At 49.9% G+C, this 15,480-nt stretch carries 10 protein-coding genes and 1 tRNA gene; 10 read left to right on the plus strand and 1 reads right to left on the minus strand.

The genetic code is table 11. The annotated features are described in order from the left end of the window. The first annotated feature begins 126 nt into the window (after positions 1-126). Together JS578_08985 and JS578_08990 are read left to right on the plus strand one after the other, a co-directional pair. Complete coding sequence (locus JS578_08985; protein ID QRX63017.1) at positions 127-1,119, plus strand: bifunctional riboflavin kinase/FAD synthetase; 993 nt, start codon at positions 127-129, stop codon at positions 1,117-1,119. Then, positions 1,116-1,940: an aldo/keto reductase gene (locus tag JS578_08990; protein ID QRX63018.1), complete on the plus strand. Its 825-nt coding sequence runs from the start codon at positions 1,116-1,118 to the stop codon at positions 1,938-1,940. The genes JS578_08985 and JS578_08990 overlap by 4 nt, the downstream gene beginning before the upstream one ends. Here the strand turns inward: JS578_08990 and mltG are convergent. Then, positions 1,937-2,980, minus strand: a complete 1,044-nt coding sequence (gene mltG, locus JS578_08995; protein ID QRX63019.1) for an endolytic transglycosylase MltG — start codon at positions 2,978-2,980, stop codon at positions 1,937-1,939. The genes JS578_08990 and mltG overlap by 4 nt on opposite strands. Before the next feature lie 126 nt (positions 2,981-3,106). Here mltG and JS578_09000 point away from each other — a divergent pair. The 8 genes from JS578_09000 (at position 3,107) to JS578_09035 (ending at position 15,465) form a co-directional block, all read left to right on the plus strand. Next, a tRNA-Ser gene (locus JS578_09000) sits at positions 3,107-3,193 on the plus strand. Positions 3,194-3,962: 769 nt separating this feature from the next. After that, positions 3,963-5,156: a pyridoxal phosphate-dependent aminotransferase gene (locus tag JS578_09005; GenBank protein QRX63020.1), complete on the plus strand. Its 1,194-nt coding sequence runs from the start codon at positions 3,963-3,965 to the stop codon at positions 5,154-5,156. 344 nt (positions 5,157-5,500) lie between these two features. Next, on the plus strand, positions 5,501-8,917 hold the full coding sequence (locus JS578_09010) for an isoleucine--tRNA ligase (GenBank protein QRX63021.1): 3,417 nt from the start codon (positions 5,501-5,503) through the stop codon (positions 8,915-8,917). A 136-nt stretch (positions 8,918-9,053) separates the two neighbouring features. After that, complete coding sequence (locus JS578_09015; GenBank protein ID QRX63022.1) at positions 9,054-9,434, plus strand: TraR/DksA family transcriptional regulator; 381 nt, start codon at positions 9,054-9,056, stop codon at positions 9,432-9,434. Positions 9,435-9,532: 98 nt separating this feature from the next. Next, positions 9,533-10,210 carry a lipoprotein signal peptidase gene (locus JS578_09020; protein QRX63023.1) on the plus strand — a complete coding sequence of 226 codons (678 nt, stop codon included), beginning with the start codon at positions 9,533-9,535 and terminating at the stop codon, positions 10,208-10,210. Then, entirely contained in the window at positions 10,200-11,075 is an 876-nt protein-coding gene (locus tag JS578_09025) for a DUF4296 domain-containing protein (GenBank protein ID QRX63024.1), read from the plus strand. Before JS578_09020 ends, JS578_09025 begins: the two co-directional genes overlap by 11 nt. A gap of 123 nt (positions 11,076-11,198) precedes the next feature. Next, complete coding sequence (locus tag JS578_09030; GenBank protein QRX63025.1) at positions 11,199-13,919, plus strand: pyruvate, phosphate dikinase; 2,721 nt, start codon at positions 11,199-11,201, stop codon at positions 13,917-13,919. Positions 13,920-14,100: 181 nt separating this feature from the next. Next, positions 14,101-15,465 carry a peptidylprolyl isomerase gene (locus tag JS578_09035; protein ID QRX63026.1) on the plus strand — a complete coding sequence of 455 codons (1,365 nt, stop codon included), beginning with the start codon at positions 14,101-14,103 and terminating at the stop codon, positions 15,463-15,465. Positions 15,466-15,480 lie beyond the last annotated feature (15 nt).

The raw sequence follows: 15,480 nt of genomic DNA on the forward strand, positions 1-15,480 counted from the left end.
ATATTGAATAATTGTATCTTCACACCGAGTTACTTAATTTTTTTAATATTTTGCAGACAATGACAAGCACTCTTCATCAGGATGATCAAAGTGGATGGTGAAAACCAAACAGTCTGGTAAGATGTTATGATCATTCAAAGAGAGAAAGGGAAGAGGACTGAAAACAATCGGGTTATTTTGGAACACATTGATCTAACAAACAATCAAGAAACGACGGAAAAACGATTTGTAGCCACGGTCGGTTTTTTTGACGGCGTGCATGCCGGGCACCGTTATCTGATAAAGCAGGTAAGAGAAGAGGCCGCACGAAAACAACTACCCTCGGCAGTGGTTACCTTTCCGGTACATCCCCGCAAGGTGCTACAAACAGATTATCAACCGGCATTGCTCTGCGGATACGAGGAGAAACTGGCCTTGCTGGCATCCACGGGAGTGGATTATTGCATCACACTGCCCTTCACCAAGTCGCTTTCACAACTTTCTGCAAGTGCCTTTATGCAACAGGTGCTGCAGGAGCAATTGCACGTTTCCACCCTTTTGGTGGGATATGACCATCGCTTCGGCCATGATCGGAAGGAGGGTTACGCAGACTACGAGCGATATGGTGAGGCGATTGGCATGGATGTGATCCGTGCTGAGGAGTGGCAGTCCGATGGTGAGAATGTCAGTTCCACCCGTATCCGCAAACTCTTGAAAGAGGGTGACGTGATGCGTGCAAACAGTCTCCTCTCCTACAGATATACCTTGTCGGGTAAGATTGTGGAGGGGTATCGCGTGGGGCGCACCATCGGTTTCCCGACAGCCAACATCCGTTCATGGGAGCGATACAAGGTAGTGCCTGCACTGGGTGTCTATGCCGTGCGGGTTCACTTGCTGGGAGAAACCTATGAGGGGATGTTGTACATTGGCACACGCCCTACACTACATGCTGATCCGGAGGTGAGCGTAGAGGTGAACATCTTCAATTTCAGCGGTAACCTCTACAACCAATCCCTAACGGTTGAATTCATCGATTTCATCCGGTCAGATCAGAAGTTTGAAACGATGGAACAGTTGGTGGAACAGATACATATGGACAAAAAGAACGTACAGCAACGTTTGCGAAAAGAACGATTATGAAAACCATTGAATTGAATAACGGAATCGCAATTCCTTCACCGGGCCTTGGTACCTATCGCCTGGGCAGAAATGATGCCGAGGTGGAGCATGCGGTTCGCACTGCCCTTGATGCCGGCTACCGTCACATCGATACCGCCACCCTTTACGGGAATGAAAAGCCTATCGGCAAGGCACTGCGCGAAAGCGGTATTCCCCGGGATGAGTTGTTTGTGACCACCAAGTTGTGGGGCAGTGACATCCTGCAAGGAAGGATCACGGAGGCATTTGAAGAGAGTATGCAGAAGCTCGATGTTGGCTTTGTTGATCTTTACCTTGTTCATTGGCCCGTGAAGGGTAAGGTTGTTGAGGCCTGGCATGAAATGGAAAAGATTTACGCTTCTGGCGCCGTTCGTGCCATCGGGGTGAGCAACCACCTGATGCACCATCTGAAAGAGCTGCTTGATGGGGTAGATGTTGTTCCTGCTGTGAACCAGGTGGAGTTGCATCCTTATCTGGTGATGCAGGAGCTGCAGGATTTCTGCCGCGAGAAGAGCATTGTGGTGGAGTCCTGGAGCCCACTGGGGAGCAGCAAGATACCCCTGTTGACAGATCCCGTTTTGCTGGAGATTGCATCCAAAAAAGGAAAGAGCACCGCACAGGTGATCCTCCGTTGGAATTTTCAGAAAGGGTTGTTGCCCCTCCCCAAGTCATCCAACAAAGATCGACAGCGGGAAAACATAGAGCTGTTTGATTTCTCCTTGACAGCCGATGAGATGTCGATGATCGACATGCTTGACCGGAATGAACGTACAGGTGTTCATCCCGATGAGATCGAATTTTAGTAGATCCCCCGCTCGTTGAGCGCTCTTTGGTAGCGCGCGGCATTGCGTGCATGCTCGGCATGTGTGACAGCGAAGTTGTGCCGTCCTGAGAGGTCATCCTTTGCACACATGAACAGATAGTTGTGTTGCCCTGGTGACAGGGTGGCATTGATGGCTGCGATGGAGGGTATTCGGATGGGACCGGGCGGCAATCCCTCTCTCCTGTAAGTGTTATAGGGTGATTCCACCTCCAGGTGTTTGTAGAGGATGCGCCGCAATGTGAAGTCGCCTACGGCAAACTTCACCGTGGGATCAGCCTCCAGCCGCATCCCTCTGTTGAGGCGGTTCAGGTAGAGCCCCGCCACAACGGGGTATTCATCTGCATAGGTGGCTTCCTCTTCTACAATTGAAGCCAGTGTGGAGACCTCCATGGGTGTCAGTCCCAACGCTTCAGCCTTCTTCCTTCGTGCCTCGTTCCAGAAATGGTCATATTCACTTTTCATCCGCTGCAACAGCGACTCTGCATCCGTGTTCCAGTATACCTCGTAGGTGTTGGGGATAAACATGGCTGGGAAGTTCTCAACGTTGAACCCCAACTCCTCAGCCACTGCCGGATCATGGAGTAACTTCAGGAGCGACAGGCTGTCGACCATGAGCTGTCCGGCGAGTCGTCCGGCAAGATCCTCCCTTGTGCGGATATTGTTGAAGGTGATGTTGACTGGGGTCTGATTCCCCGAGCGCAGCAGGCGTATCACATCGGGCATGCTCATTCCCGCGCTGATCCCATATCGCCCGCTTTTCACCTGTGACGGATAATTCATCTTTTCGGCCAGCAGGCGAAAGATTTTTTCGGAGGGAAGAGACGCTTTTTCCTTGAGCTGACGGATCACCTCTTCATAGTCGTGCTTCTCCTCAATGTAAACATAGGCTGTCTCGGCCGGATTCAGGGGGGCGAAAACCTGCCGGTATGCATAGATTGCTGCCGCAAGCAGCAACAGCAAAAGCAGTCCCGCTGTCCAGAGGATTATTTTATGCGATTTTCGTTTGTGGGTTTGTTCCATTTTAATGCTGCTTAGTGGAAAAAAATCAGCACAAAAGTAGGAAGATTCAATTGAAATTATCGCTTTTTCTTTGACAAGTTAAAAACTATCTTGTATATTTGCACCCGATTTCAGGCGAACACAGAAGGAAGTGTGGGTGAGTGGCTGAAACCAGCAGTTTGCTAAACTGCCGTACGGGTAACTGTACCACGAGTTCGAATCTCGTCGCTTCCGCAGATTGGGGAATTTTGCATTGTCAAGAATGCAAATATTCCCCTTTTTTTGTCTTGAATCACACCCTCATAGTTTCTCCGCTCTTCTGTGTGGTTGAAGTGGCATATGGATCGCCAGTTTCAAAAGTTTATATATTTCAGTCATAAACAAAATCGATGCATCTTTTGTAGAATCAATCAAAAACATGTTGTAAAACATATTTTTTGTGGTATCTTTGCAGTGATTTAAATGGCAAGCGAGTTATTTGAAATCATTTTTTAGGTTATCACAGACATCTTGAATGGCTTACAAAGACGGTTGCCGATAAATCATAACTTTTTAATTGAAAAAAGAATTATGACAATCAGAAACCTTACCAAAGAAGAAATTTTGGGACAGATCAGGTATCTGGAACAAAACATCTCAAACGGGGCTGTCTCATATCGCACAAACAGAATGAACAGACTTCGTCTATTGAGAGCGAGCTTGCGCAATGCGGGCTGAATGAATGCCACATCTTCTCAGGAGCAGAAAGCAGGATTCCCTGCAAGTATGCTGATGCCCGAAGGAGTGAAAATGAAGGTTGAAGCTGAATGTCCGAAAGGGGCATGAACGCTTTTTTTTTGAATCAGTACGAAACAATTATAGATTGGGCTGTCTTAGGACAGCTTTTTTTGTTTTTATGAAAGACATTTCTGTGTATTATTGCCTTTTATTCAGAAAAAACAGGAATATGATGTGAAATATATATATCTTTGTGCGATTATCTAACAAAAAGAACAATTTAATTATGGATGTATTATCTGCCAGATTGACTGCTTTGTCGCCTTCCGAAACCTTTGCGATGGCACAAAAGAGCAATGAACTCAAGGCTCAGGGTATTGATGTGATCAACATGAGTGTGGGTGAACCCGATTTCACCACGCCGGAACATATCAAACAGGCAGCCAAAAAAGCGATCGACGATAATTTTTCATTTTATTCGCCCGTAGCCGGTTTCCCGGACCTCAAAAAAGCGATCTGCACCAAGCTGGAAAATGAAAACGGACTCACCTATACTCCTGCACAGGTTGTCGTGTCAGGGGGAGCCAAGCAATCTCTCTGCAATGTGATTCTCTCCATTGTGGACAAGGGGGATGAGGTGGTGATTCCCGCACCCTATTGGGTGAGCTATCCAGAGATGGTGAAGTTGGCAGAGGGAACACCGGTGTATGTGTACGCAGGCATTGGACAGGATTTCAAGATTACACCTCAGCAACTCGAGGAGGCCATCACACCGCGCACGAAAGCGCTGATTCTCTGCTCTCCTTCCAACCCCACCGGGAGTGTCTACACGCAGGATGAGTTGAAGGCGCTGGCTGCCGTGTTGGAGAAATATCCCAATGTTTACGTGATTGCCGATGAAATCTACGAGCACATCAACTATATAGGGCAACACCAATCTATTGCACAGTTCGAGTCTATTCGCGACCGTGTGGTGGTGGTGAACGGTGTATCAAAAGGGTATGCCATGACCGGTTGGCGCATTGGCTGGATCGCAGCACCCCAGTGGATCGCTTCTGCATGCAGCATGTTGCAGGGGCAATATACCTCCGGACCCTCATCCATCTCGCAGAAAGCAGCCGTCGCAGCCTACAACGGTGACCAGTCTTGTGTGGCTGAGATGCGTACCGCTTTTGAGAGAAGACGCAACCTGATTGTCTCACTCCTGAACGAAATTCCCGGATTGCAGGTGAACAACCCGATGGGAGCTTTCTACATTTTCCCTGAGTGCACCAGTTACCTCGGCAAGTCATTCAACGGCCGTAAGATCGCAACTGCTACCGACCTGGCCATGTATCTCCTGGAGGAGGGACATGTGGCTTGTGTGGGGGGCGATGCATTCGGTGCCCCAGGCTGTATCCGTCTCTCTTATGCCACTTCCGACGAGAACATCAAAAAAGCGATTGCCCGCATCAAAACGACACTGGTAAAGCTCTCCTAAAGGGAGATGTCGCAAAAACCTGAAGCTGTCTCATGATTTCTCATGAGACAGCTTTTTTTTTCTTCTTACCTCGGAAAATGACCTTTTAGAAGCATATCATATGTTTTGAGAGGGTACAGGACGTGTGCCTCTCCCATACCTCTCCAATGCCCCTCCCATGCCTCTCCAAAAAATCTGGGAGGGGCACAAGCCCATGTCTTGAGAATTCCTCTCGGATTCGTTATTCCCTGAGTCTGCTATTAACAGCAACAATCACTTTTTGATCCCATCTATTTTCAATTGTCAATTCTCAATTTATTGCTACCTTTGCATCTTCAAATTTGCATGGTATAAATTCATTGACAATGAGTAATAGGTTTCCGGAATACAATCAGTTGAATCTTTCAGATATAAACAAGGAAATGCTGAAAGAGTGGGATGACAAGGATCTGTTCAGAAAAAGCCTGGAGATGCGTCAAGGGCATCCCCAATTTGTTTTTTATGAAGGGCCCCCATCGGCAAACGGAATGCCCGGTATTCATCACGTCATTGCCCGCTCCATCAAGGATATCTTCTGTCGCTACAAAACAATGAAGGGGTTCCTGGTCGACCGGAAAGCGGGTTGGGATACCCACGGTTTGCCGGTTGAGCTGGGTGTGGAGAAGTCACTCGGCATCACCAAAGAGGATATCGGCAAGAAGATCAGTGTGGAGGAGTACAACGCTGCCTGTCGTACCGAAGTGATGAAATATACCCGTGAATGGGAGGAATTGACCCGTAAGATGGGTTACTGGGTTGACATGAGTGATCCCTACATTACCTATGACAATCGTTACATCGAAACACTCTGGTATCTGCTCAAGGAGCTTTACAAGAAGGGGCTGCTCTACAAGGGATATACCATACAACCCTATTCGCCCGCCGCGGGTACCGGGCTGAGTACCCATGAACTGAACCAGCCGGGATGCTATCGTGATGTGAAGGATACCACCTGCACGGCCCAGTTTCTGGTGAAGAACCCCCTGCCGGAATGGCAAGACTTTGGCGATCCCTTCTTCCTGGCATGGACCACCACCCCCTGGACACTGCCCTCGAACATGTTGTTGGCTGTCGGGAAAAACATCGAATATGTAGCAGTCCAAACCTACAATCCCTATAGTGGAAAACCGATAACGGCAGTGCTGGCGAAGAGCCTGGTGCATCTCTATTTCCCGGAAAAGAATGCCGCGCTGTCGCTCAACGACTACAAGGCCGGTGATAAGAATATTCCATACAGGGTGCTCGACAAGGTCTGGAATGGATCGGAACTGGCGGGTATCCGTTACGAACAGCTGATCCCTTGGGTGAAGGTGACCGACAACGCCTTTCAGGTGGTGACCGGTGATTTTGTTACCACCGAGGATGGTACCGGCATCGTGCACATTGCCCCCACCTTTGGGGCTGATGATGCCCGTGTGGGCAAGGAGCATGATGTGCCGGGTCTGACCCTGACCGACAAGGAGGGGATTCAACGTCCCATGGTGGACCTCACCGGTAAGTTTTACCCCATTGAAGAGCTTGATCCGCAATTTGTGAAGGAGCATATCAACAGCGACCTCTATGGTGAGTTCGCCGGCAGGTATGTGAAGAATGCCTATGACGATGCGTTGACAGAGGAGGATGCCACGCTCGATGTGGATCTCTCCGTGATGCTGAAACAACAGAACAGGGCTTTCCGCATCGAAAAGCAGGTCCATAACTACCCCCATTGCTGGCGCACAGACAAACCGGTGCTCTATTATCCCCTCGACAGCTGGTTCATCCGCTCCACGGCCTGCCGTGAGGAGATGATCGCGTTGAACGACACCATCAACTGGAAACCCCAGTCCACCGGTAGCGGCCGCTTCGGCAAGTGGCTTGAGAACCTTCAGGACTGGAACCTGAGCCGCAGCCGTTATTGGGGTACACCGTTGCCCATCTGGCGTACCGACGACGGGAAGGAAGAAAAGTGTATCGGCAGTGTAAAAGAACTCTACGAGGAGATGCAGAAAGCCGTTGAGGCCGGTGTAATGCAGGAGCTTCCCTGGAAAGAGTTGGATCTGAGGGATTACAAGGAGCTGGATTATGAGCAGATCGATCTGCACCGGCCTTACGTAGATCAAATTTTACTGGTCTCCAACAGTGGACAGCCCATGCGTCGTGAGACGGACCTGATTGACGTCTGGTTTGACAGTGGTGCCATGCCCTTCGCACAGGTCTTCTATCCACACATCACAGAGGATGCGTTCGCAAAGGTGTTCCCCGCCGATTTCATTGCGGAAGGGGTAGACCAGACACGCGGCTGGTTTTATACCCTGCATGCCATTGCAGCCATGGTGAAAGGGAGTGTGGCTTTCAAGAACGTTGTTTCTAACGGTCTGGTACTTGATAAGAACGGAAACAAAATGTCGAAACGACTCGGCAACGCTGTCGATCCGTTTGAGACCATCGGCAAATATGGCTCAGACCCACTCCGCTGGTACATGATTACCAACGCCGCACCCTGGGAAAACTTGAAGTTTGACATCGAGGGCGTTGAAGAGGCAAGGAGGAAGTTCTTCGGTACTCTCTTCAACACATACTCCTTCTTCGTACTCTATGCCAACGTCGATGGGTTCCATGCGCAATATCCCCAAATCGAGATCTCCAGACGGCCGGAGATCGATCGTTGGATTATCTCGTTGCTGAACAGCCTGGTGGAGGAAGTGGATAAGGCCTACGACGCTTATGAACCCACGCGTGCAGGACGTGCCATCGCCGATTTCGTGAATGACAACCTGAGTAACTGGTATGTACGCCTTAACCGCAAACGTTTTTGGGGCGGAGAGATGAGCGACGACAAGCTGTCGGCTTACCAGACCCTTTATCAGTGCCTTGTCACGGTGGCGCAGTTGATGTCTCCCATCGCACCCTTCTATGCCGACCGGCTCTATCTCGATTTGATCGCACCCGGAAGCAAAGAGACGGATCAGTCGGTACACCTGACCGACTTCCCGCAAGCGGATGAGACGCTCATAGACAAGGAGCTGGAGGAACAGATGTACCTGGCCCAGACCGCATCTTCCATTGTGCTGGCGCTTCGCCGGAAGGTGAACATCAAGGTGAGGCAACCGCTCTCTAAAATCATGATCCCGGTGCTGAATGATCAGCAAAAGAGGAATGTTGAAGCGGTGAAGTCTTTGATCATGAATGAGGTGAATGTGAAGTCGCTCGATTTTATTGATTCAGCAAGTGAGATGCTGGTGAAGCGGGTGAAGCCCGACTTCAAGAAGCTGGGTCCGCGCTATGGGAAGATCATGAAACAGCTTGCAGCACACATTCAACAGCTCGAACAACAGGAGATCAACACTCTGGAGCAGGGGGGTTCGCTGCGGATGATGATCGATGCGCAGGAGGTCATCATCACCACAGAGGATGTGGAGATCCTTTCGGAGGATATTCCCGGCTGGCTGGTGGGTAGTGAGGGGCGTCTCACCGTGGCCCTCGATATCACGATCACTCCCGGGTTGGAGAAGGAGGGCATTGCCCGCGAGTTGGTGAACCGTATTCAGAACCTGCGTAAGGCCAAGGCATTTGAGATCACGGATCGTATCACCATCCGACTCTCCTCACACCCTGCATTTGATGAAGCGGTAACCGAACATGCGGTTTATATCTGCAACCAGGTACTGGCCGACGAGATCACGCTGACAAATGAACCGTTGGGAGATACCATTGAGATTGATGAACAGACGCTCACCATTGGCATTGAGAAAAACAGTTGAAAGATATCCGATTTATCGTTATCTTTGCGCAACCATGCGGTAGCATGCATATGTGAACTTTATGGAAACCAAGGTTGTTGTATATAGACTCTGATTCCGAAAAGAGAGACACAGCCCATTTTATACATTAATCATTATGAGCGAAAAGACGAGATATTCAGATGAGGAATTGGACGAATTCCGTGCAATTATCAACGAGAAATTGCAGATTGCCCGGCAGGAATATGAGAATTACCGTGCTGCGGTGACCAACACTGACGGGAACGATACAGTGGATACCTCTCCTACATACAAGGTGCTGGAAGAGGGGGCATCTACCCTCTCGAAGGAGGAAGCCGGCAGACTGGCTCAACGGCAGATGAAGTTCATACAGAACCTGCAGGCCGCCTTGGTTCGTATTGAAAATGGCACCTATGGTATCTGCCGCGAGACCGGCAAACTGATCCCGAAGGAGCGTCTCCGTGCCGTACCCCATGCTACGTTGAGCATTGAAGCCAAGTCGGCAAAGAAGAGATAACCCTTGCAACCATAAAATGAGAGTTGTGAGGTTGGCATCGTGTGTGATGAGGGGGATTGTTCCCCATTGGTAGCCAGTCTCCCCCCAAACAGTTAGGTATGAACAATAGAAATCACAAAGGTTGGATTCCCGTTGCGGTTGTTTTTCTGGTACTTCTCGTCGATCAGCTCTCCAAGATATGGGTGAAGACGCATATGGCATTGTATGATGCGATACACATTACAGACTGGTTTCAGATCTATTTTGTGGAAAACAACGGGATGGCGTTTGGGATTGAAGCCGGGGGCAAATTGTTTCTTTCGATCTTCCGGATCATTGCTGTTATCTTGATAGTCATTTATCTCTCCCGGCTGGTGAAGGAGAATTACAAGAATGGGTTCATCGTCTGTATCACGCTGGTGCTGGCAGGTGCCGCGGGAAACATTGTGGACAGCATTTTTTACGGAGTGATCTTTGAAGCCAGCTATCCGGGACATGTGGCCTCTTTCGTGCCATGGGGAGAGGGTTATGCAACGTTGTTGCACGGAAAGGTTGTAGACATGCTTTACTTCCCCCTGATCAAAGGGAATTATCCTGACTGGTTCCCCTTTGTGGGAGGTGAGGAGTTTCTTTTCTTCCGGTTCATTTTCAACCTGGCCGATTCGGCCATCACGGTGGGTGTAATATTGATATTGCTCTTTTATCGAAAGACTCTGTCCTATTCACTGATGTCGAAAAGTGAACGGGACAAGCTGGAAAAAGAAGTAGCGGAAAATAGCGTTACAGGTGAAATATAACATTGCATCATATCTTCCTTTTTTACTTGCGTGGCTCCTTGTTGTCTCATCCTGTCAGAACCGTCCGAAGGAGGTGCTCAACAGAAAAGAGATGGAGCAACTCCTCTACGATGTCTACCTGGCGGAAGCTACCATAGAGAATGAATATCAGTTGTTTAACTCTGCTGAAAAAAAAGAGGCATACATCAACCGTCTTTTTGCGTCACATGGTGTCACACCGGCTGAATGGGACAGTTCGCTTTCCTGGTACTCAGACAGGATTGATCTCTATCTACAAATGAATGACTCGGTGAAGGCCCGACTTGAAAGGGCCCGGAAAGTGACAGATGCCGAAATTTCAAGGATGGCAGCAAGGAAGATACTGGATCCTCGCACACTCTCCCCCTCCTACATTCCTCCTCACTACTCCTTTACCTCCTCGGCAGCAATGAGAGGATTCAACTTCCGTCTGATGGAGTCTGAACTTAATGCACGGATCACAGACGATCAATTCAGTTTCTCATACAACGTGATTGGGATTCCCCCCAATTTTTCCAACCGACTCTCTTCGCGGCTCACGCTCGAATATGGAGATACCACCATCTATCTGCCACAGATGATTACTGAAAACAAAACATATCGTGTTACCGCCATGAAATATCTTCCGGGCGATAGCATCAATGAGATTCAGGAAGACACTCTTAAACGCATTTACGGATACCTGCACCTGCATGACTCGTTGCAGTGGAACACACTCATTCAACTACATGACATCCGGTTGGGGAGTGTTGGGGCAGATTCTGCCCGCAACCCGCAAACTCAGGTGGAGGATCGTGTTCCGCGTGACAGGGTACGTTTGCTGAATGACTCACTTGTGGCTCGGTAAAATAATCACATATTGATAAAAACTATTTATCATAAAAAAATCATTCGTGGGGAAAATACTATATTTGCAGTAACAATCGAAAAATCAACATTTAACATTTAATTTATCATAACTGTACATCAAATGGAAAAGAAAAGAGTTTACACCTTTGGTAACGGCGCAGCAGAAGGGCGAGCGGATATGAAGAACCTGCTCGGAGGTAAAGGGGCTAACCTGGCCGAGATGAATTTGATTGGAGTGCCCGTACCACCGGGATTCACTATCACCACCGAGGTTTGTACCGAGTACAACGAGCTGGGACGTGACTATGTGATCGATGCTTTGAAGGAAGAGGTAGAGCAGGCAGTTGCGCAGATCGAATCACTGACAGGTACCAAGTTTGGAGACAAGGAGAACCCCTGCCTCGTGTCGGTTCGATCGGGAGCACGCGTCTCCATGCCCGGCATGATGGATACAGTGTTGAACCTCGGACTCAATGATGATGCCGTGGCAGGAATCGCGAAAAAATCGGGCAACGAGCGCTTTGCCTGGGACTCCTATCGACGTTTCGTGCAGATGTACGGCGACGTGGTGCTTGGATTGAAGCCACAGAGCAAAGAGGATATTGATCCTTTCGAGGAGATCATGGATGAGATGAAGGAGGCTAAAGGCATTGAGCTGGATACCGATCTTACTACCGACGACTTGAAAGAGCTGGTGAAGAGGTTCAAGGCAGCGGTGAAGGAGAAAACCGGCCATGATTTCCCTGTGAGCCCCTGGGATCAGCTCTGGGGTGCAGTATGTGCTGTTTTTGACAGCTGGATGAACGAGCGGGCCATCCTCTACCGCAAGATGAATAACTTCCCCCATGAGTGGGGCACTGCAGTCAACGTGCAGGCGATGGTTTATGGCAATATGGGTAAGACCTCCGGTACCGGTGTGGCTTTCACCCGTGATGCTGCAACCGGTGAGGATATCTTCAACGGTGAGTACCTGATAGATGCTCAGGGTGAGGATGTGGTTGCCGGTGTGCGTACACCACAGCAGATCACCCTCGAGGGATCACGCCGCTGGGCTAAGTTACAAGGCATCTCTGAAGAGGAACGCGCCGCCAAATACCCCTCACTGGAGGAGGCAATGCCTGTGTGTGCACGTGATCTGATTGAGGTACAGCAGAAACTGGAGGATTATTTCAAGGATATGCAGGACCTGGAATTTACCATTCAGGATGGCAAGCTCTGGATTCTGCAGACCCGCAGCGGTAAACGTACCGGAGCAGCCATGGTGAAGATTGCCATCGATATGCTGCACCAGGGATATATTGATGATAAGACTGCACTGCGCCGTTGTGATCCGGAGAAGTTGGATGAACTGCTTCACCCCGTTTTCGACACAAAAGCACTGGCAAACGCCCAGCGTGTCACCCACGGGTTGCCTGCATCACCGGGAGCTGCTGCCGGACAGGTGGTATTCCATGCTGACGAAGCTGAAGAGTGGAGCAAGGAGGGTAAAAAGGTGATTCTTTGCCGTATCGAGACCTCACCCGAGGATCTGAGGGGTATGGCCACCGCCCAGGGTATCCTTACAGCCCGTGGCGGGATGACCTCTCACGCAGCTGTGGTAGCCCGTGGCATGGGCAAGTGCTGTGTCTCTGCTGCCAACAATCTGATCATCGACTACAAGTCACGCTCCATGACCATCAATGGGCAGGAGGTGAAAGAGGGAGACTGGATCTCACTCGATGGCTCCACCGGAAATGTGTATGTTGGGAAAATCACCACGCAGGACGCTGAGCTGGATGCTGATTTCGCCGAGCTGATGGAGTTGGCCGATAAGTACTCCCGCATGGATGTACGCACCAATGCCGACACACCGCACGACGCCACTGTGGCTCGTAACTTCGGTGCAAAGGGGATTGGTCTTTGCCGTACCGAGCACATGTTCTTCGAGGAAGACAAGATTATCCCGATGCGCGAGATGATCCTGGCAAAAGATGAAGAGGGACGTCGCAAGGCACTCAACAAGCTGTTGCCTCTCCAGAAGAAGGATTTTGAAGGTATCTTCCGTGCGATGAGCGGTCATGCCGTGACCATCCGACTGCTCGATCCCCCGCTGCACGAGTTTGTGCCGCACGATGAGAAAGGTCAGATGGAGATGGCGAAAGTGATGGGCATCTCATACAAGGACATTCACGACAGGGTAGAAGGACTGATGGAGGCCAACCCGATGCTCGGTTTGCGCGGTTGTCGTCTGGGAAACCTCTATCCCGAAATCACTGAGATGCAGACACGCGCCATCATGGAGGCTGCCATTGAACTGAAGAAAGAGGGTATCAAGGCTAAACCTGAGATCATGGTGCCGCTCACCGGGATCGTTCATGAGTTCAAGGCTCAGAAAGATATCATTGAGAATACCATTCAACAGGTGTTTGCCGAGCAGAATGTTTCCGTGAAGTATAAGATCGGAACCATGATTGAAATTCCGCGTGCCGCACTTACGGCGCATAAGATAGCTGCCGAAGCCGATTTCTTCTCATTCGGGACCAACGACCTGACGCAGATGACCTTCGGTTACAGCCGCGACGACGTTGCCAAGTTCCTGCCAATGTACATTGACAAGGGAATTCTGAAACATGATCCTTTCGCGGTGCTCGACCAGAATGGTGTGGGACAACTGGTGCGCATGGCTGTTGCCAAGGGACGTGAGGTGAAGCCCACCCTCAAGTGCGGTATCTGTGGAGAGCATGGGGGAGAACCTTCTTCGGTGAAGTTCTGCCATACCGTGGGACTGAACTACGTTTCCTGCTCACCTTTCCGCGTGCCTATCGCACGGCTGGCTGCTGCACAGGCTGCCATTGAAGGCTGAGAAGCTTGATCATTCTTACAATGGGGAGATGTCCGTCGGGATATCTCCCTTTTTTTTCGCTCTGCAATTGATGGTTGTGCCTGCCGGACGCATTGCTTATAACTACTTTTAACCATCAAACTATTTTGCTGCTTAGCGGATTATCACTACTTTTGGGTTGCTTTTATTAACAGAAGATTCTATGAAGTATACATTACAGATATTGTTCTTCCTGGTGGCTCTTATATCAGCCCTGCCGGTGGTCTCACAAAACAATGTGATTGACGAGATCGTATGGGTGGTAGGCGATGAAGCCATCCTTAAATCGGAGGTGGAAGAATACAGAAAAGAGATCCTGATGCAGAACCAACGCATTGAAGGTGATCCCTACTGTTTTATCCCCGAACAGCTTGCTGTTCGTAAGTTATTCCTCGATCAGGCCAAACTCGACAGCATTGAAGTAGAGGAGACTGCCGTAAACCGTCAACTCGAATATCTCATCAACGAGTACATCGCCTCCTCCGGATCGGCAGAACGTCTTGAGGAATATTACGGCAAGAGCATCGCAGGCATTCGTGAGGATCTGAGAGAACAGATTCGTGAGCAGCAGCTGGTAGAAGGAGTCCAGCAGAAGCATTTCGGCAACATTCAACTCACCCCTTCCGAGATCAGGAAGTACTATAACAGCCTCCCACAGGATAGTCTTCCCTTCATTCAGACAACGATGGAGGTGCAGATCATCACAGTGGAGCCTAAAATTCCGCTAGAAGAGATCGATAAGGTGAAGGCCCGTCTGAGGGAATACACCGATGAGGTGAACAGTGGTGGAAGAGAATTCTCTACGCTGGCCTTGCTTCATTCAGAGGATCCCTCAGCCATGAGGGGGGGCGAGCTGGGTTTCATGAGCCGTTCGCAGCTGGTGCCGGAATTTGCCAACGTAGCCTTTGCCCTCAACGATCCCAAGAAAGTGTCGAACGTGGTTGAGTCGGAGTATGGTTTTCACATCATCCAGCTCATCGAGCGAAGGGGTGACATGGGCAACTTCAGGCACATCCTGCTCAAACCGCGTGTGCCCCAGGAGTCGCTCGATACGGCCCTGGTGCGTCTTGATTCAATCCGCAACGGGATCATGGAGAAGAAAATTACTTTCGACGACGCAGCTACCTATCTCTCTTTCGACAAGGATACACGCAACAACAAGGGTATCATGGTGAACAATACACCTCGCAGCGCCAATGCTGGTACGCCCCGGTTTGCACTCAATGAGCTGAACCAGGACATTGCAAAGATTGCGGGTGAGATGCAGCAGGGGGAGATCTCCAAGCCTTTCATCATGCTCAACGACAAAGGACGACAGGTTGCAGCCATGATCCGGATCACCGCCCGCAACGAGGGACATAGGGCGAACATCAATAACGACTATCAGATTATCAAGCAGATGGCCGAAAGTTCGCGACAACAGGAAATGGTGGATGAATGGCTGCAAAAGAAGATTGAGCAAACCTACGTGCGCATCGATCCTGACTGGCAGGGATGTGAACTCAAATACAAGGGTTGGGAGAAATAATTGCCTTTGTCCCCG

Source organism: Dysgonomonadaceae bacterium zrk40 (assembly GCA_016916535.1).
Classification (GTDB): Bacteria; Bacteroidota; Bacteroidia; order Bacteroidales; family Dysgonomonadaceae; genus Proteiniphilum.

Excerpts from the sequence above, each read along its gene's own strand:
- JS578_09015 (QRX63022.1), top strand. The coding sequence starts at position 9,054 with ATGAGCGAAAAGACGAGATATTCAGATGAGGAATTGGACGAATTCCGT.
- JS578_09035 (QRX63026.1), top strand. The coding sequence starts at position 14,101 with ATGAAGTATACATTACAGATATTGTTCTTCCTGGTGGCTCTTATATCA.
- JS578_09010 (QRX63021.1), top strand. The coding sequence starts at position 5,501 with ATGAGTAATAGGTTTCCGGAATACAATCAGTTGAATCTTTCAGATATA.
- JS578_09005 (QRX63020.1), top strand. The coding sequence starts at position 3,963 with ATGGATGTATTATCTGCCAGATTGACTGCTTTGTCGCCTTCCGAAACC.
- JS578_09020 (QRX63023.1), top strand. The coding sequence starts at position 9,533 with ATGAACAATAGAAATCACAAAGGTTGGATTCCCGTTGCGGTTGTTTTT.
- JS578_08985 (QRX63017.1), top strand. The coding sequence starts at position 127 with ATGATCATTCAAAGAGAGAAAGGGAAGAGGACTGAAAACAATCGGGTT.
- JS578_09030 (QRX63025.1), top strand. The coding sequence starts at position 11,199 with ATGGAAAAGAAAAGAGTTTACACCTTTGGTAACGGCGCAGCAGAAGGG.
- mltG (QRX63019.1), bottom strand. The coding sequence starts at position 2,980 with ATGGAACAAACCCACAAACGAAAATCGCATAAAATAATCCTCTGGACA.
- JS578_08990 (QRX63018.1), top strand. The coding sequence starts at position 1,116 with ATGAAAACCATTGAATTGAATAACGGAATCGCAATTCCTTCACCGGGC.